Genomic DNA, 18,912 nt, shown 5'->3' with positions numbered 1-18,912 from the left:
CGCTCGCTCGCGGACGGCATGGCGCTCGATCGGGGCCGTCCGGTGGGCGGGTCGGGTCCGTGCCGGTGATCCGCCCGTTGCAGCCGTCGTGTGGTCCGGTGTGTCGGTGCGGTGGGTTCGTGTTGCCGTCCGCAACGGGCATGTGATGCACCGGCACGGCCCCTTCCGTGGGAGGCCGGGTGCGGGCCGGAGGGGGTTGCGGTGGCATGGGCCCCCTCTTCGGCCCTTCCGTGAGAGGCCGGGTGCTGGCGGCGCCTCGCCCCGCACGCGGCGGGCCGCCGGCCTACGCGTGGTGGGCCGCACCGGCCCGCCGGTGCGCGGCGCGACGCGTGTGCAGGACGGCACCGGCCGCCGCGATCAGGAGCGCCGTCGTCGCCGCGGCGAGCGGAACCCCGTAGCCCGCGGTCGCCGACACACGCTCCACCACCCACCCGCCCGCCGCCGAACCCCCGGCGATCCCGCCCAGCAGACCCGTCACCGCGAGGGTCATACCCTCGTTCAGCCGGCCCTCGGGCGTGCGGGCCTGGACCAGGGTCATGCCGGTGACCATGGTCGGCGCGGTGGCCATCCCCGCGACGAGCAGCGCGCCCGCGAGGACCGGCAGCGATCCGGTCGACGAGGCCGCGAGCAGGGGCAACGTCAGCAGGGCCGCCATCGCGGCGACGCAGCGCGGGAAGAGCCGCTCGGCGGGGCCGGCCGGCCGCACCGTGCCGAACAGCAGACCCGCCACGCACGACCCCGCCGCCTGGAGCGCGAGGACCGCGCCCGCCGCCGACTTGTGCCCCTGGGCGTCCGCGAACGCGATCGTGACCACCTCCATCGAACCGAAGACCGCACCGGTGGCCAGGAAGCACAGCAGCAGCGGGGGCATGCCGGGCGACAGCACCGGGGACGGGGCCTTCGTGCGCCGCTGGGGCGGCGGCTCCGTGGCGCGCTGCGCCGCGAAGACCAGCACGCCCGTGATCAGCAGGACGCCGGCGGCCAGCGTGCCCGCCTCCGGGAAGAACGTCCCGCACAGGAACGCCGCGAGCACCGGCCCCAGCATGAAGCACAGCTCGTCCGCGGCCTGTTCGAAGGAGTTCGCGGTGTGCAGCGCGGCAGGGTCGCCCTTGAGGAGATGTGCCCAGCGGGCCCGGGACATGCCGCCCGTGTTGGGGGTCGTGGCCGTGGCGGCGTACGCGGCGAAGAGGGTCCAGTCGGGCGTGCCGCAGCGCACGCACAGCACCAGGGCCATGCCGCCGAGCAGGGCGAACAGGGTGGCGGGCACGGCCACCCGGGCCTGCCCGTGCCGGTCGACGAGGCGCGCGGTCCAGGGGGCGACCACCGCGGTCGCCGCCAGCCCGGTCGCCGTCACCGCGCCGGCCAGCGCGTACGAGCCGCGCGAGCCCGCGATCATGATGACCGCGCTCACGCTGAACATCCCCATGGGCAGCCGGGCCATCAGGTTCCCGACGGTGAAGGCACGGGCGCCCGGGACGGCGAAGAGACGGTGGTACGGGGTGCGGCCCCGGGGCGTCCGCGCCCGGGCGGACCGGCTCGGCGCGTGCTCGGCGGCCGGCGAAGGCGGCGCGGGCACGGGGTCGAGAGCGGGCGACGACGGCGCGGGCGTCGGGGCGAGAGCGGGGGAGGACGGGGCGGGAGTCGGGCCGGGGGCGGGCTGGTGCGGCATGGATCAACCGTCGCCCGGAGCGGATCACGAGGTCCAACACCTTGTCCGTGGTGATTGACGCATCTGGGTTGTAGGTTCGCGTGATGTCTGTCCAGTCACCCGCCGGCGGTCACCTCGACCCGCGCCTGCTGCACGCCTTCCTCGCCGTCGCCGAGGAACTGCACTTCACTCGCGCCGCCGCCCGGCTGTACGTGGCACAACAGGCACTGAGCCGGGACGTACGGCGGCTGGAGCGGGAACTCGGCGCGCAGCTGTTCTCGCGGACCACGCGGCAGGTGACGCTGACCGCGGACGGGGAGCGCCTGCTGCCGTACGCGCGGCGGGTGCTCGCCGCGCACGAGGCCCTGCTGTCCGCGTTCGCGCGCGGACAGGAGCAGCGTCCGCTGCTCGTCGACGTCAACACCCCGGGACTCGCCGCGGGCCGCGTCCTCGACCGGGCCCGTGAACTCGCGCCCGAAAGCGAGCTGATGGCCCGCTTCGAGAGCGGCCTCACGGGCGCGGCGCAGGATCTGCTCACCGGCCGGCTGGACGCGTCGTTCGGCCGGTTCGCCGGGCTCGACCCCGCGGTGCGGGCCCGTCTGGAACAGCAGCCCGTACGGTACGAGCCGATGGCCGTCCTGCTGCCCGAGGACCACCCGCTGGCGGCGCTGGAGGCGGTCCCGCTGGCCGCGCTCGCGGGCGAGACCGTGTACGCGGGCGCGGGCAATCCCCGGACGCTGGAATGGACCGACCTGGCCCATCACCTGTTCGAGGGACGTGGGATCGCGCTCGCGCCCCCCGCTCCGATGGCCGTGGGAGCCGAGGAGTTCCGGCGGATCATGGCCAAGAACCGGAACCCCGTCCTCGCCGTCGTGGAGTTTCCGGCCATGCCTGAAACGGTGCTGAGGCCTCTGGTCGACCCCGTTCCTCTGTCACCCGTGTCGCTGGTGTGGCGGAAGGGGCTGGTGCATCCCGGGATTGACGCGCTTCGACGAGCCGCCGTCGAACTCGCGGCCGAGGAAGGGTGGCTGCTTCGCCCCGAGAATGGGTGGATTCCGGCCACGGATGCACTCATCATGATGAGCCATACATGAGCTGCAAGCGCACGTCTCCGCCACGTGCGCTACATTCTTCCTCCGGGCACAGTGTGATAAGGGGGGCGCTCGGGCTGGGTGGGGGCCCGGTCCGACGGCGAACGTGGAGTGCCCGGAGTCGTTGCGCACCCGAGAACTGTCCCGTGGGGGGATGTGCGTGCGCGTGGAAAACTGGCGGAAAGATGACCAACCGGGTCGGCGTGATGTCGGTCAGGGCGAGGGGCACGGAGCCGATCCGTCACCCGGGGCAGCAGCCGACGACGCCGTCGTCTGGCCCGACGCGGCCGGCCGAACGGCGTCCTGGCCGGAGGCGACCGGCGCCACCTCGTCCTGGCCCGCGACCCGCGGTATCGGCCCGTTCCCGTCCGCCGCGCACTCCATGAACGACGAGCCGGAGACCCGGCTGCTCTCCTCCGCCGCCCCCGGCGGACCGGACCGCCCGCTCGCGGCCCGGACCGACGGCCGGACGTCCTGGGAACACCCCGACGACCCCGGCCACACTCACGACCCGCACGAGGTCACCGTCCAGCTCGACGGCGCCGGACGGCAGTTGGAGGAGTGGCTCGTCAAGCAGGCCAAGGCCGCTCCCGGCGCCCAGGACGGCTCGGACGGTCCCGTCTTCGTCGACGAGTCGGGCCGCCGCAGCCGCCGCTTCCGCCGCCTCGGCATCCTCGTGGGCCTCGCCTGCGCGGTCTACGCCGTCGTCATCGTCGCCACGCTCCTGTCGGGCAGCTCCGACGCGCCCTGGCTCCCCGTGCCGGGCCAGCAGGACGACCCGCCGGCCGGCCAGGTCGACAGCTCGCCGCTGCCCACCGGCTCGGTGGACCCGTCCGGAGCGGGCGGTGCCTCGCCCGGCGCGAGCGCCACGGCGAGCGACGGCACCACGCCGTCCGCGGGCGTGAGCCCGACGCCGGGCGCCTCGGGCAGCGCGGCCGCCCCCGGCACGTCCGCCGACCCGGACCCCACGACGTCCACGACCAAGAAGCCGGGCTCCGGCAGCAGCACCACCAAGAAGCCGGACCCGGACCCCGATCCGACCGACCCGGTGGTCGAACCCACGACCGCCGGCCCGACGGACACCGGCGGCCCCACGGCCGATCCGACCGAGACCGCCGGCGGCGCCGGTGCCGGCAGCGACGCCGTCGCCCACGGCGCTCCCGCGTCCCTCGAACAGACCTCCCCGGAGCTCGGGCAGCAGGCTGCCGGCAGCTCCTCGTACGCCTTTTCGTCCCCGGAGAACGTCCTCTGATGGCATCCCGCACCAGCCGTCACGGCCCCGCACGCAGCCCGCGTCGCGCAGCCCCCCAAGCCCGGCGTCGCCGCATTCCCCTGCGCCTGCTGCTGCCGCTGCTCCTCCTCGTCGCCCTGATGGCGATGCTGATGCTGCGCGGCTACGTCCACAGCGAGATCCTCGCCGACCACCGCGTCCGGCCCGAGGCCGCCACCGACAAGGTGCCGGAGAAGATCCTCGAGGGCGGCCCGGTCATCGACACCCGCAGCGGCCGCGAGACCAGCATGAGCGTGCCGGACCACCGGCTCGTCCTCACCTTCGACGACGGCCCCGACCCCGAGTGGACCCCCAAGGTCCTGGACGTCCTCAAGGCGCACCACGCGCACGCCGTCTTCTTCGTCACCGGCACGATGGCCTCGCGCTACCCGGAACTCGTGCACCGCATGGTGGAGGAGGGCCACGAGGTCGGCCTGCACACCTTCAACCACCCCGATCTCTCGTACCAGTCCAAGAAGCGCATCGACTGGGAGCTGTCCCAGAACCAGCTGGCGCTGGAGGGCGCGGCGGGCATCCGCACCTCCCTCTTCCGCCCGCCGTACTCCTCCTTCGCCGACGCCATGGACGACAAGTCCTGGCCGGTGACGCAGTACATCGGCACGCGCGGCTACATCACCGTCGTCAACAACACCGACAGTGAGGACTGGCAGAAGCCGGGCGTCGACGAGATCATCCGCCGGGCCACCCCCAAGGGCGGCAAGGGCGCGATCGTCCTGATGCACGACTCGGGCGGCGACCGCCACCAGACCGTGCAGGCGCTCGACCGTTTCCTGCCCCAGCTCCAGAAGCAGGGCTACGAGTTCAAGAACCTCACCGAGGCGCTCAACGCGCCCAGCGCGCACACCCCGGTCACCGGCCTCGACCTGTGGAAGGGCAAGGCGTGGATCTTCCTGGTCGGCGCCTCCGACGGGATCACCGACGCCCTCGTCGTCGGCATCGCGATCACCGGTGTCCTCGTCTTCACCCGCTTCGGCCTGATGCTCCTGCTGTCCGCCGCGCACGCGCGCCGGGTGCGGCGGCGCACCTTCCGCTGGGGTCCGATGCCGATCACCGAACCGGTCTCGGTCCTGGTCCCGGCGTACAACGAGGCCAAGTGCATCGAGAACACCGTGCACTCACTGATGGCGAGCGAGCACCCCATCGAGGTCATCGTCATCGACGACGGTTCGAGTGACGGAACGGCGCGGATCGTCGAGAACCTGCGCCTGCCGAACGTACGCGTCGTGCGCCAGCTCAACGCGGGCAAGCCCGCCGCCCTCAACAGGGGCCTCGCGAACGCCCGGTACGACATCATCGTGATGATGGACGGTGACACCGTCTTCGAACCGGCCACCGTCCGTGAGCTCGTCCAGCCCTTCGCCGACCCCCAGGTCGGCGCGGTCGCCGGCAACGCGAAGGTCGGCAACCGCGACTCGCTGATCGGCGCGTGGCAGCACATCGAGTACGTGATGGGCTTCAACCTCGACCGCCGCATGTACGACATCCTGCGCTGCATGCCCACGATCCCGGGCGCGGTCGGAGCCTTCCGCCGCTCCGCCCTGGAACGGGTCGGCGGGATGAGCGACGACACGCTCGCCGAGGACACCGACATCACCATGGCGATGCACCGCGACGGGTGGCGCGTGGTGTACGCGGAGAAGGCGCGCGCCTGGACGGAGGCGCCCGAGTCCGTCCAGCAGCTGTGGTCCCAGCGCTACCGCTGGTCGTACGGCACCATGCAGGCGATCTGGAAGCACCGCAAGGCCCTGATCGAACGCGGTCCGTCGGGCCGCTTCGGCCGGGTCGGCCTGCCGCTCGTCTCGCTCTTCATGGTGCTGGCCCCGCTGCTCGCCCCCCTGATCGACGTGTTCCTCCTCTACGGCGTGGTCTTCGGCCCGACCCAGAAGACGATCGTCGCCTGGCTGGGCGTCCTCGCCGTCCAGGCGGCCTGCGCCGCGTACGCCTTCCGGCTGGACAGAGAACGCATGACACACCTGATCTCCCTCCCGCTCCAGCAGATCCTCTACCGGCAGTTGATGTACGTGGTGCTGCTCCAGTCCTGGATCACCGCCCTCACCGGAGGCCGTCTGCGCTGGCAGAAGCTGCGGCGCACCGGAGTGGTGGAGGCGCCCGGGGCGATCCCGCGGCAGCGGGCGGCACACAGCGGTGACGATCGGAGGCCGGTGGGATGACGACGCACGAGTACACGACGGGAGCCACCCCGACGCCGCCGCTCGGCGCGCCGCGGGTCTCCATCCCGCACCAGCCCTCGCACCGGCAGGCCGGACCCCCGGCGCAGCCGGAGCCGTCCGCGCCGCGCCGCCCGGGCCGCGACCGCTACCTGGACCTGCTGCGCTCCATCGCCCTGGTCCGCGTGGTCGTGTACCACCTCTTCGGCTGGGCGTGGCTCACGGTCCTGTTCCCCTCCATGGGCGTGATGTTCGCGCTGGCCGGCTCCCTGATGGCGCGTTCGCTGAACCGCCCGGCGTTCAGCGTGATCCGCGGCCGTGTCCGCCGACTGCTGCCGCCCCTGTGGGCGTTCAGCGCGGTGGCGCTCGTCCTGATGTTCGCCGGCGGCTGGAGCGTGACCAAGGACCCCGACCACGGCGGCACCTGGGGCCTGGTCGAGATGATCAACTACGTCTTCCCGTTCGGCGCGCCGCCGTTCCCCTGGCACATCGGGGACAAGGCGGGCCTCCTGGAGGACACGTGGGCGGTCCAGGCGGTCGGTCCGCTCTGGTACCTGCGGGCGTACCTGTGGTTCGTGGTGGCGTCGCCGCTGCTCCTGTGGGCGTTCCGCCGGGTGCCGTGGGCGACGCTGTTCTTCCCGCTCGCGCTCACCGCCGTCGTCGGCACCGGCATCGTGACGATCCCCGGCGAGACGGGCAACGCGATCACGGACTTCGCCGTGTACGGCGGCTGCTGGGTCCTCGGCTTCGCCCACCACGAGGGCATCCTGCAACGGGTGCCCCGTTACGTCGCCGTGTCCTGCTCGGCCCTCGTCATGGCGTTCGGCCTGTGGTGGGCCTCGGGCCACCTCGGCCCGGACGGCTGGGACCTGAACGACATTCCGCTGGCCCAGGCCACGTGGTCGTTCGGCTTCGTCGTCATCCTGCTCCAGTACTCGCCGTCCTGGCAGGAACTCCCCGGCCGCCTGGCCAAGTGGGACAAGCTCGTCACCCTGTCCAACAACCGGGCCGTCACGATCTACCTGTGGCACAACATGCTGATCATGGCCACGGTCCCGATCATCGACCAGGTGTACAACCTCCCCTTCATGGAGAGCGAGCGCGCCACGGCGGCCCTCGACTCGACGTACATGCTGTGGATGTTCGTCCTCGTCTGGCCGCTGATCGGTCTGACGATCCTAGCCTTCGGCTGGATCGAGGACATCGCGGCGAAGCGGAGTCCTCGGCTGTGGCCGAACGGGGTGAAGAAGGGCCGCTCCCGGGGCCGGGCCGGCCGCGCGGCCTCGCACCGGGGCTAGGACGGACCCGGCGGTGCGGCCAGGGACCGAGGTGACCTGGGGCTCGGTCGAGGCGGCCCGGGTCGAGGCGGCCCGGGTCGAGGTGGCCCGGGGCTGAGATGACCGGATGCCGAGGGGCGGGACGACATGTCCCGCCCCTCGCTTCGTGTCACCCGATCGAAGGTTTCCCACCTGCTATTACTCGCGCTCTGCGCGGAATTGCCCGACTTGTCGTTCGCGCCGACGTGACCTGCTCTGGTGTCGTTCCGCGTGTCCCGAAAGCGGACCCTTCCCGCAGAGAGGAAGCAAGCGTGGCGGAGCGGTTGGCTGTCGACGGCGACGAGCTGGCGCACTTCATGAAGATGCTCAGGAAGTCGGGCGACTCGCTCAAGGGGCTGCGCAGAGCCCTGGAGGACGCCACGGTCACGGGCCTGGGCACCGACGACCTCGACTCCGCCTGCGAGGACTTCCAGGACGACTGGAAGTACGGCGCCGACCGGATCGGCGAACAGACCGAGGACCTCGCCGAGATCATCGGCAAGAGCAAGGACAGCTACCGCGAGGTGGACAGGGCGCTGGAGGAGGCCCTGCGGAAATCCCGGACCGGCGTGACCGGCGCCGGGGGCGGGCGATGACGCACCGGCCCGCCGGGGGATCGGGAGCGGCTCTCGACCCGCGCTCCCGGGCCGACCTGGGCCGGCCGCAGGGACTCAAGTCCGCCCCGCGCATCCCCCACCCCGAGCATCCGCACCTCGGCTTCAACCCGGTGCCGGGCAGTACCGGCACCGTACGCGGCCTGCGCAAGAAGCTCGGCGGCTGCGCGAAGGTGCTCGAAGAGACACACGAACTCGTCACCAGGCTCATGGAGGGCAGCTACTGGCAGGGCGACGCCGCCGTCGCCTTCCGCGAGCAGCTCGACGGGGGCCCGCTGCCGCTGAACCTGAAGAACGCCGCGCACTCCATCCGCAAGGCGGCCCGGCAGCTCGACCGCTGGGAGGGCGAACTCGACGACTTCCAGTGCCGGGCGAAACGGCTGGAGGAGGACGCCGGGGAGGCGCAGGCCGCCGTGGACCGGGCGAAGGGCCATGCCGCCACGGCCGGCACCAGCCCCGACCTGCAGGGAAAGGGTGCCCGGCAGGACGAGGCCCAGAAGGCCCGCACCAAGGCGAACGCCGCCGTCGAGCACGCCGAGGCCGAACTCGAAAAGATCCGCGCCCGCGCCCGGAAGCTCGCCGCCGAACACGAACACCAGGCCCAGCACCACGCCGCCAAGATCCGCGCCGCCACGAACAAACTCGCCCCTCACGAGCCGGGAGCCTTCGATCAGGCGCTGGAGTGGGTGGGGGAGAACCTGCCGGACATTCTCAGCACCGTGGGCGCCGTGATCGGACTGACAGCCCTGTTCGTGGTGTCGGGTGGGACGGCTGCGGCGGTTTTGTTGATTGCGGCTTCGGCGCTGAGCGCGACGTCATTGACCCTGCGGCTGAGCCAAGACCCCACGGTGTGGGCGTCCTTGCGGGACGGCTTCGGCAAGGGGGAATTCGATACGGACTTCTGGAGCAACTTCGTCACGGTGGCAGGTGATGGGCTTGGGATGGTGCCCGGCATCGCGGCCGCGGGGAAGGGGGTGCAGGCTGCCATGCGTGCCACTGGCGAGGCCGGCGAAGTCCTTCCGCTCGGTCAGCGCCTGGGGCGCATGGGGAGCAGCACCCTGGATCAGGCGAAGTCGATCTCAACTCTGAACAATGCATTGCTCGGAGTCACGGTGCGCGGCGCTCGGGCTGCGCAGATCGTCAGTGCGGTCGAGGTCACCTCGGCCTCGGCCGGTGTGGCCACGTCTGGGTTCGGTCTGATCATGACCGCAGTGGATACGGACGATGACGGAATCAAAGACGGCTCCGTGGCGAGTGTCGACGGAGCGCGTCTCGGTCTCGACGCCGGTGGAATCGTCAGCATTGCCCGGCATGTGTTCTGAGCCCCGAATGGAGAAGCATCCGAATGCATCCGACTGAATACGCCACTGCCTGGGATCACCCACCGACCAGACGGGCCTGGGTTCAGCACGTGAGCACGACCATTGTGCGATTGGGGGGCTGGATCGCGGTATGGGTTGCTTCGCTGGGCGTGCTGGTGACCCTTTTGTCGCCAGGTTTCACCATCCTCTTCATCCCCCTGTTTGGCTACGCAGCCTTCCGCGCCGTCCTTCAACTCGCCCACCTCGGCCCGTCGATCCAGATCCAGCGGGTCCTCTGGCAGTACCCGTGGCAGTTCCTCACGGATGTTCCCCGTGGCCGGAACAAGCACCCCGGGCTCCAGGACGACGCGATGTGGTTCGAACTGCCCAATCCGGAGGATCCCGAGGAGCGGATTCCGCTGCCGTTCCTGTCGACGATGCGCACCTTCTGGTGGATGCGGCGCTTCGGAACGGCCCGTACGAAGCCGGAGCTGAAAGCTCAGATCGAACCGCTCTGGTTCGCCGGAGACCCTCGTTTCGTGGCGGTCGTCGCGGCCACCGGCCGAGGCGGCAAGGGCCCCAAGAGGCTGCACCTGCTGTATCAGCGCGCGGCTACGGGTCGCCGGGGCGCAGATCCGATGCACTGGAACGCCTGCCCTGCCGCGCTGGAACGCGCCCGCCGGGCCGGAGCGCACGTGCCCGAATCCGTACCGCCGTTTCCGCGTCCGAACTAATCTGCGGTGGACAGGACTTGATGACCACGGCTTCCCCCGTCACCGTTGCCGATTCGGCCAGGGACCCCGATGCCGACGTCTGGTTCGCGGAGCCGGCGGGTTTCGTGGCCGTTCCCATGGGCGCCCTGCTTGCCGCGCCCGATGTCCGCGGCGGAGACGTACGCCGGGCCCTCGCGCCCTTTCTCGACGGGGCGCCCGACGAGATGGCTCGCCAGCTATTCCTCGCCCACTTGGCCCAGGGGGCACAACTGCTGGGCGCTCTGTGCGAGGTCGGCACTGTGCACTGCGCGATCGGGCTGCACCATGACGATGTCGTAGGGGGTGGCCCGCCGTTGCTGTCCCTCTTCACGGTCTCGTGGAAGCAGACGGCCGTCGCGTCGCGGGGTGCCACGGCGGCCCGTGCCGTGGCCACCGCCGAGGGGCACACGCACATCGAGTACGTCGAACTGCCCTGTGGACCGGCGGCGCTGAGCGAGACCACGCTCACTCCTTCTGCTTGCAGTGGCCTACCCCGAGTACCGCTGCTCCAGATCCACGCCTATGTGCCGCACCCGGACTGCAGACGTCTGGTCGTCCTGACGCTGAGCACGACGGCCACCGCCCGTCGGGAGCAGTACCGCTTGATCCTTCGGCAGATGGCGGAGCTGGTCAGTTTCGACGATCCGCTGGATCGAGGGCCGGGCACGGCGGAGTGACGAAGGAGCCCTTTGCGGTGGCCAACTCGCCGTCGAAGCATGGTCGTTTACGTCACTCAGGGGCTGGTTTCGGGGATGCATTGGGCATAGTGCGGGGGGCTTTGAGCGGCTTGTTCCCTCCGTGTATGCAATTCGCTCTGGTGTCGCCTCACGCGTCACCGATAGCGTGTCGCTGCTCTCCAGACCCCATACGCCCCATCAGGAGCCCGCCGTGAATCGCCGTCCTCGCCTGCTCACCACAGCCGCCGTCGGTGCGGCTGCGGCTCTCCTCCTCACCGCCTGCGGCGGGAGCGACGGCAGCTCGAAGGACAACGACAAGATCGCCGGTGCCGACACGGGGAGCGAGACGCCGGCGTCGCCGAGCGCGAGCGCGACGGCTGCCGCGGGGCGACCGAAGATCGCGCTGCCTTCCGACCTGACGCTGACCTTCGAGACTCCGCAGGGCGGGGACGCCGTCAAGGAAGCCGTGCTCGCCGACAATGCCGAGCGCATGCGGGCGGTCGATGCGGCGATCACCGGGACGGACGCCAAGGGTGAGGCGCTCGCCTACTACAACACCGGTAAGGCACTCGAAGCGGCGCTGACCTGGGTCAAGCAGTTCAAGGACGCCGACGCCACGCTCACCGGCGAGGCTCGCTACTACGACCGCACCGTGACTCTCAAGAACAAGACGACGGCCTCGCTCACCTTCTGTGCCGACGAGAGCAAGGGCTTCAGCAAGGACAAGAAGACGAACAAGGTCGCGAAGACGCCTGTCACCAAGAACAGCTACGTCTTCTACAACACGCGCCTGGACAAGAACTCCGAAGGCGTGTGGCAGACCTCGCAGATCATTTCCACTCGGGGGGCAGCGCAGTGCCAGCCATGACCACGAACGCCGCCAGGGTCGCTCTGCTCGCCGGCGTTCTCGTGCTCGTCAACTGCCCCAATGCCTGGGCGGATTTCACGCCGGGCGGCAAGGGTACGGGCTCCGAGACGCAGGTCGAAGGACAGCAGAAGGACAAGACGCTGTCGGCGACCGCCGGTGCCGTGGTGTTCGATCGTTCGAAGAACGGCTCCGGCGATTCCGCTGGACCCGTGGTCTCCACGACGACGTGGACTCCACCCGCTTGCTACTACGCCCCCAAGTACTCCCCGGACCAGCTCAAGAAGTACCTGGAGCCGATCTGGAGTGCCGAGTCGACCGGCTCTCAGTGGGACTTGGAGCAGCGCAATCGCTATGTGAACGGCGAACCGTACAAGGACTTCAACAAGGACAAGGCCGACAAGGGCTACTGGTGGGACTCGTACGTCACCCAGGGGCGTGAGGGCGACCCCGGCGCGCTCGACTGCGACAAGCCCATCTTCTGGGTGGACAAGGGTGATCCCCCACCGGCGAACATCCCCGAGGCCATCACGCCCAAGATGCTGGCGCAGCTCGCGTACGCCGAGATCCGGGTCCCGTCGACGAAGGTGGATCTGGCCCCGGCGGGCACGACGAAGGTGAATCTGCCGACCTGGGCATGGCTGGACACGGCGGAGTTCAAGCCGGTGTCCGTCACGGCACGGGTACCGCTGCTCGGCGTCTCGGCGACCACCACCGCGGAGCCCGTCTCCCTGAAGATCGAACCCGGCACCGAAGACGCCACCACCTATCCGGCCTCCGGTGTCTGTGAGATCAAGGGCGGCCGGATCGGGGAGGCGTACGCGAAGGGGAAGTCGGACGAGACACCGCCGTGCGGGGTGCAGTACCTGCGCTCGTCGGGCGACGGGTCGTACAAGCTCAGGGCGACCATCACCTGGAAGATCCACTGGACGGGCACCGGCAACACCGGTGACGACCTCCCGGACGGCACGTTCGGCGCGGAACAGGACGTTGTCGTCCAGGAGATCCAGGCCGTCAACCGCTGACGACCAGGTCAACGACCGGTATTGGTCACCGAAGTGGGCAGCGGTGGGCGCCGACCCGAGTGGGGGCGCCCGCTACGGCAATCGGGTGGCACGATTCCGGTTGCCGAAGCGAGAGGACGGACGGAGTACGTGGCGGAAAGGCTGGCTGTCGACGGTGATGAGCTCGACCACTTCATGAAGATGCTGAAGAAGTCGAGCACTTCGCTGGACGGCCTGCGCAAGGCGCTGAGCAACGCCTCGGTCACCGGGTTGGGGACCGACAACCTGGATTCCGCGTGCGAAGACTTCCAGAGCGACTGGAAGTACGGTGCGGAGCAGATCGGCGAGCAGACGGAAGACCTTGCGAAGATCATCGGCCAGAGCAGGGACAGTTACCGCGAAGTGGACAAGGCGCTCGAGGAAGCGCTGCGGAAGGCCCGCCACGGCAAGGGGGACAGGGGCAAGTGACGTACGTCCCCGGGATCGAGGCCGACCCGTACGCAGGTTCGGCGGCCCGCAAGAACGGCGACCTGCCGCAAGGGCTCAAGGCGGCACCGAACATTCCGAACCCCAGCTATCCGCATCTCGGCTTCAATCCGGTGCCGGGTAGCACGGATACCGTGCGCGCACTGCACAAGAAGCTCACGAGCTGCGCCGAGGTCCTTGAGGAGACGCACGGCGTCGTCAGCAAACTGATGGACGGCAGCTACTGGAAGGGCGACGCGGCTGTCGCCTTCCGGGAGCAGCTGGACGGTGGGCCGTTGCCGCTCAACCTGAAGAACGCCGCGCACTCCATCCGAAAGGCAGCCAGGCAACTCGGCCGCTGGGAAGGCGAGCTCGAGGATTTCCAGCGCCGGGCCAAGCGTCTGGAGGAAGAGGCGAAGGATGCCCGCAGCGCCTTGGACACTGCGAAAGGACGAGTCAGCAAGGCGGAGAACGACCCCGGCCTGGACCGGAAGGGTGCCCGGCACGACGACGCGCGGAAGGCGCTGACCCATGCGAACGGGGCCGTCGACGACGCCCAGGCCGACCTCGACAAGATCGTCGGCAAGGCGCGGAAGCTTGCTGAGGAGCACGAGCGGGCGGCTGGATGTCGAGCGGGCAAGATCAGCGACGCCACGAAGAAGCTGGCGCCGCACGAGCCGGGAGTCTTCGACAAGACGCTCGACTGGCTCGTCGACAATCTGCCGGACATCCTGAGCTGGACAGCCGCGGCCATCGGCATCGTCGCGCTGTTCGTGATTTCAGGTGGTACTGCCGCAGCCGTACTGCTGATGGTCGCAGCGGCGCTGAGCGCGGGAGCATTCGCCCTTAGGCTGTCGGATCCGACTGTCCGGGCCTCTCTGTGGGACGGGGTGAGCAAGGGGGAGCTCGACGCGGACTTCTGGAGCAACGCGATCGGCGTGGCTGCTGACGGCCTCGGGATGCTTCCGGGTGTCGGAGCCGCGGCGAAGGGGGCGCCTGCATTGCTCCGGGGTGTGGGAGAGACAGGCGAAGCGCTCACCCTCGGTGAAAGACTCGCCGCCGCGGGAGGCAGGACGATGACAGCGGCCAAGGAGTTCTCCGAGCTGAGGAACCCTTTCACCGAATGGGTCGTACGCAAGGCGCCGAAGTTGACCAGGACGGTGGACGTGGGTGAGATGGCGGCCCCGTGGGCGGGTCTTGCCACCGCGACCTACGGCCTGTCGGCGTCGCTGAGCGACACATTGGACAGTGACGCTGTCGCGAACGTGGGTACGTCCGTCGACGGCGTCTTTCTGGGGCCGGTCGATGCCGCCGAAACCGTCGATCTGGTCCGCCGGTTCTTCCAGTGAGTTCAGGGTCGGCGAAGGCAGTCGGCTGAAGAACCAGACAAGAAGGCAACACTGCATGTATCCGACTGGACACCCGACCGCTTGGGACGATGCGGCGACCCGCAACGCTTGGGCGAGGCACATAGCCATGAACGTGTGCGGCCTCCTCGGCTGGGCGGGGGGCTGGATCGCGCTGATCGGCATTTCCACGTACACCCCGAACTGGGTCGTATGGATCTTCATGCCGTACTTCATCTACGGGTTCTACCGCGTCTTCGTCCAACTCACTTATTTCCCCTGGGCCCTGCGGATGCGCCGCGTCCTTCGTGTGTACCCGTGGCAGGTGCTGAAGGGTGTTCCGAGCGGCATCGGGAAGTACCCCGGAGCGCGGGACGACGGGATCTGGTTCGAGTTCCGCAACCCGGCCGATCGCGGGGAGAAGATCCCGATGGTCTTCATCCGACACACGCGGTCGTACTGGTGGCTGAGGCGCATGGACGGCCCCCGTACCAAGCCGGTGCGCAGGGCGCAGATCGAGCCCCTCTGGTTCGCGGGTGACCCGCGGTACCTGGCCGTCATCGCCGCTCCCGCTCGGGACGGCAGAACCCCCAAGCGTTTCCACGTCCTCCACCAGCGGCCGGTGTTCGACCGCCGCTGTGAGCCGGGGAGCTGGACAGTCGATGCCGCCGATGTCGAGCTGGCCCGTCGGGCCGGTGTGCCGGACCCCAGTGCCGCGGCCCATTCGGGGGTAACGGGGAGCGCGGGCAGCCGATGACCGGACCTGCGCAGGCCGTCGTGGTGCACCCCAGCGTTCATACGCCGGGAGACGGCGTCTGGTTCGCCACTCCGCCGGGGTTCATGGACCTCCCGCTGGACGGTCTTGTGGCGCCTCAGGGCTCCACCGAGGCCCGTGCCGCCGACGAGGCGCTGGTTCCCCTTCTGGCATCGGCTCCCGACGACATGGCCCGCCAACGCATGCTCGACCAACTGGATCTCGGCCGAAGGATGTTCCAGGAACTGGTGAAGGGAGGCACCGCGCACGCCTCCCTCGGACTGCACAGAGACGACACAGGTGGCGGTGACGGCGGCACACTGCTCTCCCTCTTCACCCTCACCTGGATCAGCGCTTCCTGGGCCCCGCGTGGGCTCACCGCCGCACGGGCCGTGGTCGCCGCCGAGGAGTACTCGAACGTCGAGTACGAGGAACTTGCCTGTGGGCCGGCCACGTTCAGCGAGATCGTGCGGACCCCTACGGCCGATTCCCGCCTCCCGCGGAAACCGCTGCTTCAGATCCAGGCGCACCTGCCGCACCCGGACGGTACGTCACTCGCGCTTCTCACCCTGAGCACGACCGCCGCGGCGTACCGCGAGCAATACCGTGCGGTCCTTCGGCGAATCACGGAAACGGTCAGCTTCGACGATCCGTTTGAGGCTGATAAAGCAGTGGAAAAGAGGCATTCCTCGTCGTGACGGGATCCGTGCCGCTCCGTTCGCGCACGTGTGCCAAGAGCGCGTCAAAGGCACGTCAAGTGAGCCGTCTGTGGTTTTGCTGCGACGTGAGGTCATGACACCGTGGATCAGTTGCGTACGTGAAGGCGGAAGCCAGCCTGCTGGGTGGGGAGCTAGGGGCGGAATGAGCAAGCGACAGATCAGGAAGATGCTCCAGCTCATGTCCGCCGGAGAGCCCGTGCAGCTCACCAGCGGCATGGCCTCCGTGAAGAAGCTCGCCCGGCTCGCCTTCGTCGCCCAGCAGTTCGGTTACGAGTACGCGGACGTGCGGCAGGGGAGCGGGCGGAACAACGCGCTCACCATGCTCATCGTGCCCGACCACAGCCCGCAGGCCCAGGCGCGCGCCGCGCAGAACCGGGCGCAGTTCCCGAAGGCCGCCGACGGGGAGTCGCTGCCGCCTGTCGTCCCCGACGCGCTGGAGCTGCTCAAGGCCCGGATCAACTTCGATCTGACCGGCAGGCACGCCGAGAAGCGGATGCTCTACGGGGCGGTCGGCGCCACCGTCGGGTGTGTGGTCCTCGGAGTGCGGGCGGGCGGGGACTCCGTCGCCTTCACCGTGGCGGGAGCGCTGTGGGCGCTGCTCATGGTCGTCCTCGGCATCGGCCTGGTCGTCACGCGCAAACGCAACGCGAAGTTCGCGGCCCGGCTCCAGAGCGCCGGGTTCACGCCGGTGACGGAGGAGGGCGGCCGGGTCCGGTACCTGCCGCCGGCGCCGTACGCAGTGCAGGCCGGGGCCGGGACGGGGGCCGGGACGGGATCAGGCCCCTACGCCCAGGCTCCGGGTGCTTCGTACGCGCCCCAGCTGGGGACCCCGTACGCCCCTCAGCCAGGGATCCCGTACGCCCCTCAGCCAGGGACCCCGTACGCCCCTCAGCCGGGGATCCCGTACGCCCCTCAGCCCGGAACCCCGTACGCCGCCCAGCCCGGAACCCCGTACGCACAGCCCCAGACCCCCGGCCCCTACGGCAGCCCGCACCCGGCCCCCGCCCCGCCCTACCAGGCCCCCGGTGCCCAGCCGGCCACCCCGTACGCCCAGCCCCAGGCTCAGCCGCCCCACTCTCAAGCCCCTGGCGCCCAGCCGCCGTCCCCGTACGCCCACCCCCAGGCCCCCGGCGCCCAGCCCCCGAACCCGTACGCCCAGCCCCAGACGCCCCAGACGCCCCACCCGCCCCAGGCCACTCAGCCGCCCCAGCGTCCCGGCGGCAGGCCCCCGCAGGTCTGAGCCGGGCGAGGCCTCACCGCCGGTCCCGGTCGGGGCCTCACCGTCGGCCCCGGGCCCGAGTGAGAGCAAAGTTCCCTTCCGGTCACTCATGGCCACAGGCCGGAAACGCGTCCTCCCTACCTTCGGTTGTCATCCCCAGGACGACACGCGCACCGCACCGGAACCGTGGAGGCGTCATGACAGCCCCTAATACAGCCCCCGCACCTAGCAGGGGAGGCCGTTGGATCGAGGAATGGGATCCGGAGGACGAGGCCTTCTGGCAGGAGAAGGGCGAGAAGATCGCCCGGCGGAACCTCCTCTTCTCGGTGCTCTCCGAGCACATCGGCTTCTCGATCTGGACCATGTGGTCGGTCCTCGTCCTGTTCATGGGGCCGGAGTACGGGCTCACCCCTGCGGACAAGTTCCTGCTCACGTCCGTGGTGACGCTGGTCGGAGCGGCCGTGCGCGTGCCCTACACGTTCGCGGTGGCGATCTTCGGCGGCCGGAACTGGACGATCGTCTCGGCGAGCCTGCTCCTCGTACCGACCGTCGCCGCGTTCATGGTGATGAAGCCGGGGACGTCCTTCGACACCTTCCTGCTGGTCGGTCTGCTCGCCGGCATCGGCGGCGGCAACTTCGCATCCAGCATGACCAACATCAACGCGTTCTTCCCGCTGCGGAAGAAGGGCTGGGCGCTCGGCCTCAACGCCGGCGGCGGCAACATCGGCGTGCCCGTCATCCAGCTGGTGGCGCTCGCGATCATCGGCGCGAGCGGCGGGCCGCGTGTGCTCCTCGGGATCTACATCCCGCTCATCCTGGTGGCCGCGGTGCTCGCCGCCGTCTTCATGGACAACATCGCCTCCGTCAGGAACGACACCGGCGCGGCCAAGGACGCCGCACGCGACGGGCACACCTGGATCATGTCCTTCCTGTACATCGGGACGTTCGGGTCGTTCATCGGCTACAGCTTCGCCTTCGGCCAGGTGCTGACCAACCAGTTCGGCCGCACACCCCTTCAGGCGGCGTACCTCACCTTCATCGGCCCGCTGCTCGGCTCGCTGATCCGGCCCGTCGGCGGCTGGCTCGCCGACCGCTACGGCGGCGCCCGGATCACCCTGTGGAACTTCGTGGGCATGGCCGCGGCGACCGCCGTCCTCGTCGTCGCCAGCATGCAGAAGTCGCTCCCGCTGTTCGTCGCGGTGTTCGTCGTGCTCTTCGTACTCAGCGGGCTCGGCAACGGGTCGACGTACAAGATGATCCCCGGCATCTTCCAGGCGAAGGCCCTCGCCCTGGGGCTGAGCGCGGAGGAGGCGGCCGCGCACGGGCGGCGGCTGTCCGGCGCGTCCATGGGACTCATCGGCGCGGTGGGCGCGCTCGGCGGCGTCGGCATCAACCTCGCCTTCCGGCAGTCCTTCCTCTCCTACGGCTCCGGCACCGGCGCCTTCGTCACCTTCCTCGCCTTCTACGCGGTGTGCTTCGTGGTCACCTGGGCCGTATACCTTCGCCGCCCGGCCGCCGCCGGGGCACCGGCCACGGCCACCACGGAGGCGAAGCCCCAGCTCAGCTATGCCGAGGTGTGACGTAACACGCCCGACATCAAGCTGATCCGAGCCTGTCACGGCACGTTGACAGGCTCGGATCAGCCACACGCGGACGGCAGCGGGCCGCCGCGGACGAGAACG

Annotated in this window: 17 protein-coding genes; 16 read left to right on the top strand and 1 reads right to left on the bottom strand. The window is 70.0% G+C overall.

The features are described 5' to 3' along the window. Positions 1-283: 283 nt before the first annotated feature. The gene (locus tag ACZ4IF_RS05840) at positions 284-1,669 is read right to left on the bottom strand and encodes an MFS transporter (protein ID WP_467559807.1); all 1,386 of its coding nucleotides are present in this window, start codon (positions 1,667-1,669) and stop codon (positions 284-286) included. An 83-nt stretch (positions 1,670-1,752) separates the two neighbouring features. Here ACZ4IF_RS05840 and ACZ4IF_RS05835 point away from each other — a divergent pair, with 83 nt between their 5' ends. From ACZ4IF_RS05835 to ACZ4IF_RS05760, 16 genes are all read left to right on the top strand, one after another. Next, positions 1,753-2,742, top strand: coding sequence for a LysR family transcriptional regulator (locus tag ACZ4IF_RS05835; RefSeq protein ID WP_467559805.1), 990 nt, complete (start codon positions 1,753-1,755; stop codon positions 2,740-2,742). A 379-nt stretch (positions 2,743-3,121) separates the two neighbouring features. Continuing rightward, positions 3,122-3,991 (top strand): hypothetical protein, encoded by an 870-nt coding sequence (locus ACZ4IF_RS05830; RefSeq protein ID WP_467559803.1) that lies wholly within the window; start codon positions 3,122-3,124, stop codon positions 3,989-3,991. Further along, positions 3,991-6,201, top strand: a complete 2,211-nt coding sequence (locus ACZ4IF_RS05825) for a glycosyltransferase (RefSeq protein ID WP_467559801.1) — start codon at positions 3,991-3,993, stop codon at positions 6,199-6,201. Before ACZ4IF_RS05830 ends, ACZ4IF_RS05825 begins: the two co-directional genes overlap by 1 nt. Continuing rightward, positions 6,198-7,496, top strand: coding sequence for an acyltransferase family protein (locus ACZ4IF_RS05820; protein ID WP_467559799.1), 1,299 nt, complete (start codon positions 6,198-6,200; stop codon positions 7,494-7,496). Before ACZ4IF_RS05825 ends, ACZ4IF_RS05820 begins: the two co-directional genes overlap by 4 nt. A gap of 290 nt (positions 7,497-7,786) precedes the next feature. After that, a complete protein-coding gene (locus tag ACZ4IF_RS05815) occupies positions 7,787-8,110 on the top strand; it encodes a hypothetical protein (protein WP_467559797.1) in 324 nt (107 codons plus the stop codon). Beyond that, the gene (locus ACZ4IF_RS05810) at positions 8,107-9,450 is read left to right on the top strand and encodes a zinc ribbon domain-containing protein (RefSeq protein WP_467559795.1); all 1,344 of its coding nucleotides are present in this window, start codon (positions 8,107-8,109) and stop codon (positions 9,448-9,450) included. Before ACZ4IF_RS05815 ends, ACZ4IF_RS05810 begins: the two co-directional genes overlap by 4 nt. Before the next feature lie 89 nt (positions 9,451-9,539). Continuing rightward, a complete protein-coding gene (locus tag ACZ4IF_RS05805) occupies positions 9,540-10,163 on the top strand; it encodes a hypothetical protein (protein WP_467559793.1) in 624 nt (207 codons plus the stop codon). Between the two features lie 20 nt (positions 10,164-10,183). Further along, the gene (locus ACZ4IF_RS05800) at positions 10,184-10,858 is read left to right on the top strand and encodes a hypothetical protein (protein WP_467559791.1); all 675 of its coding nucleotides are present in this window, start codon (positions 10,184-10,186) and stop codon (positions 10,856-10,858) included. Between the two features lie 211 nt (positions 10,859-11,069). Further along, the gene (locus ACZ4IF_RS05795; RefSeq protein ID WP_467559789.1) at positions 11,070-11,726 is read left to right on the top strand and encodes a hypothetical protein; all 657 of its coding nucleotides are present in this window, start codon (positions 11,070-11,072) and stop codon (positions 11,724-11,726) included. Next, positions 11,714-12,748: a hypothetical protein gene (locus ACZ4IF_RS05790; protein WP_467559787.1), complete on the top strand. Its 1,035-nt coding sequence runs from the start codon at positions 11,714-11,716 to the stop codon at positions 12,746-12,748. The genes ACZ4IF_RS05795 and ACZ4IF_RS05790 overlap by 13 nt, the downstream gene beginning before the upstream one ends. Positions 12,749-12,877: 129 nt before the next feature. Then, positions 12,878-13,195 (top strand): hypothetical protein, encoded by a 318-nt coding sequence (locus tag ACZ4IF_RS05785; RefSeq protein ID WP_467559785.1) that lies wholly within the window; start codon positions 12,878-12,880, stop codon positions 13,193-13,195. Further along, a complete protein-coding gene (locus ACZ4IF_RS05780) occupies positions 13,192-14,541 on the top strand; it encodes a putative T7SS-secreted protein (protein WP_467559783.1) in 1,350 nt (449 codons plus the stop codon). Before ACZ4IF_RS05785 ends, ACZ4IF_RS05780 begins: the two co-directional genes overlap by 4 nt. A 127-nt stretch (positions 14,542-14,668) precedes the next feature. Continuing rightward, positions 14,669-15,295 (top strand): hypothetical protein, encoded by a 627-nt coding sequence (locus tag ACZ4IF_RS05775; protein ID WP_467559781.1) that lies wholly within the window; start codon positions 14,669-14,671, stop codon positions 15,293-15,295. Continuing rightward, entirely contained in the window at positions 15,292-15,990 is a 699-nt protein-coding gene (locus ACZ4IF_RS05770; protein WP_467559779.1) for a hypothetical protein, read from the top strand. The genes ACZ4IF_RS05775 and ACZ4IF_RS05770 overlap by 4 nt, the downstream gene beginning before the upstream one ends. Positions 15,991-16,153: 163 nt before the next feature. Then, positions 16,154-17,251 carry a hypothetical protein gene (locus ACZ4IF_RS05765; protein WP_467559777.1) on the top strand — a complete coding sequence of 366 codons (1,098 nt, stop codon included), beginning with the start codon at positions 16,154-16,156 and terminating at the stop codon, positions 17,249-17,251. Between the two features lie 176 nt (positions 17,252-17,427). After that, a complete protein-coding gene (locus ACZ4IF_RS05760) occupies positions 17,428-18,810 on the top strand; it encodes a nitrate/nitrite transporter (RefSeq protein ID WP_467559775.1) in 1,383 nt (460 codons plus the stop codon). The last annotated feature ends 102 nt before the right edge of the window (positions 18,811-18,912 follow it).

It is taken from the genome of Streptomyces sp. NPDC025784 (assembly GCF_055558435.1).
The sequence above is the reverse complement of the archived record's forward strand: the minus strand, read 5'-3'. Positions and strand labels throughout refer to the sequence as shown.

Bases quoted from the DNA above. Each gene is read 5' to 3' on its own strand.
- ACZ4IF_RS05840 (WP_467559807.1), bottom strand. From the start codon at position 1,669: ATGCCGCACCAGCCCGCCCCCGGCCCGACTCCCGCCCCGTCCTCCCCC.
- ACZ4IF_RS05835 (WP_467559805.1), top strand. From the start codon at position 1,753: ATGTCTGTCCAGTCACCCGCCGGCGGTCACCTCGACCCGCGCCTGCTG.
- ACZ4IF_RS05830 (WP_467559803.1), top strand. From the start codon at position 3,122: ATGAACGACGAGCCGGAGACCCGGCTGCTCTCCTCCGCCGCCCCCGGC.
- ACZ4IF_RS05825 (WP_467559801.1), top strand. From the start codon at position 3,991: ATGGCATCCCGCACCAGCCGTCACGGCCCCGCACGCAGCCCGCGTCGC.
- ACZ4IF_RS05820 (WP_467559799.1), top strand. From the start codon at position 6,198: ATGACGACGCACGAGTACACGACGGGAGCCACCCCGACGCCGCCGCTC.
- ACZ4IF_RS05810 (WP_467559795.1), top strand. From the start codon at position 8,107: ATGACGCACCGGCCCGCCGGGGGATCGGGAGCGGCTCTCGACCCGCGC.
- ACZ4IF_RS05800 (WP_467559791.1), top strand. From the start codon at position 10,184: ATGACCACGGCTTCCCCCGTCACCGTTGCCGATTCGGCCAGGGACCCC.
- ACZ4IF_RS05775 (WP_467559781.1), top strand. From the start codon at position 14,669: ATGAACGTGTGCGGCCTCCTCGGCTGGGCGGGGGGCTGGATCGCGCTG.
- ACZ4IF_RS05770 (WP_467559779.1), top strand. From the start codon at position 15,292: ATGACCGGACCTGCGCAGGCCGTCGTGGTGCACCCCAGCGTTCATACG.
- ACZ4IF_RS05765 (WP_467559777.1), top strand. From the start codon at position 16,154: ATGAGCAAGCGACAGATCAGGAAGATGCTCCAGCTCATGTCCGCCGGA.
- ACZ4IF_RS05760 (WP_467559775.1), top strand. From the start codon at position 17,428: ATGACAGCCCCTAATACAGCCCCCGCACCTAGCAGGGGAGGCCGTTGG.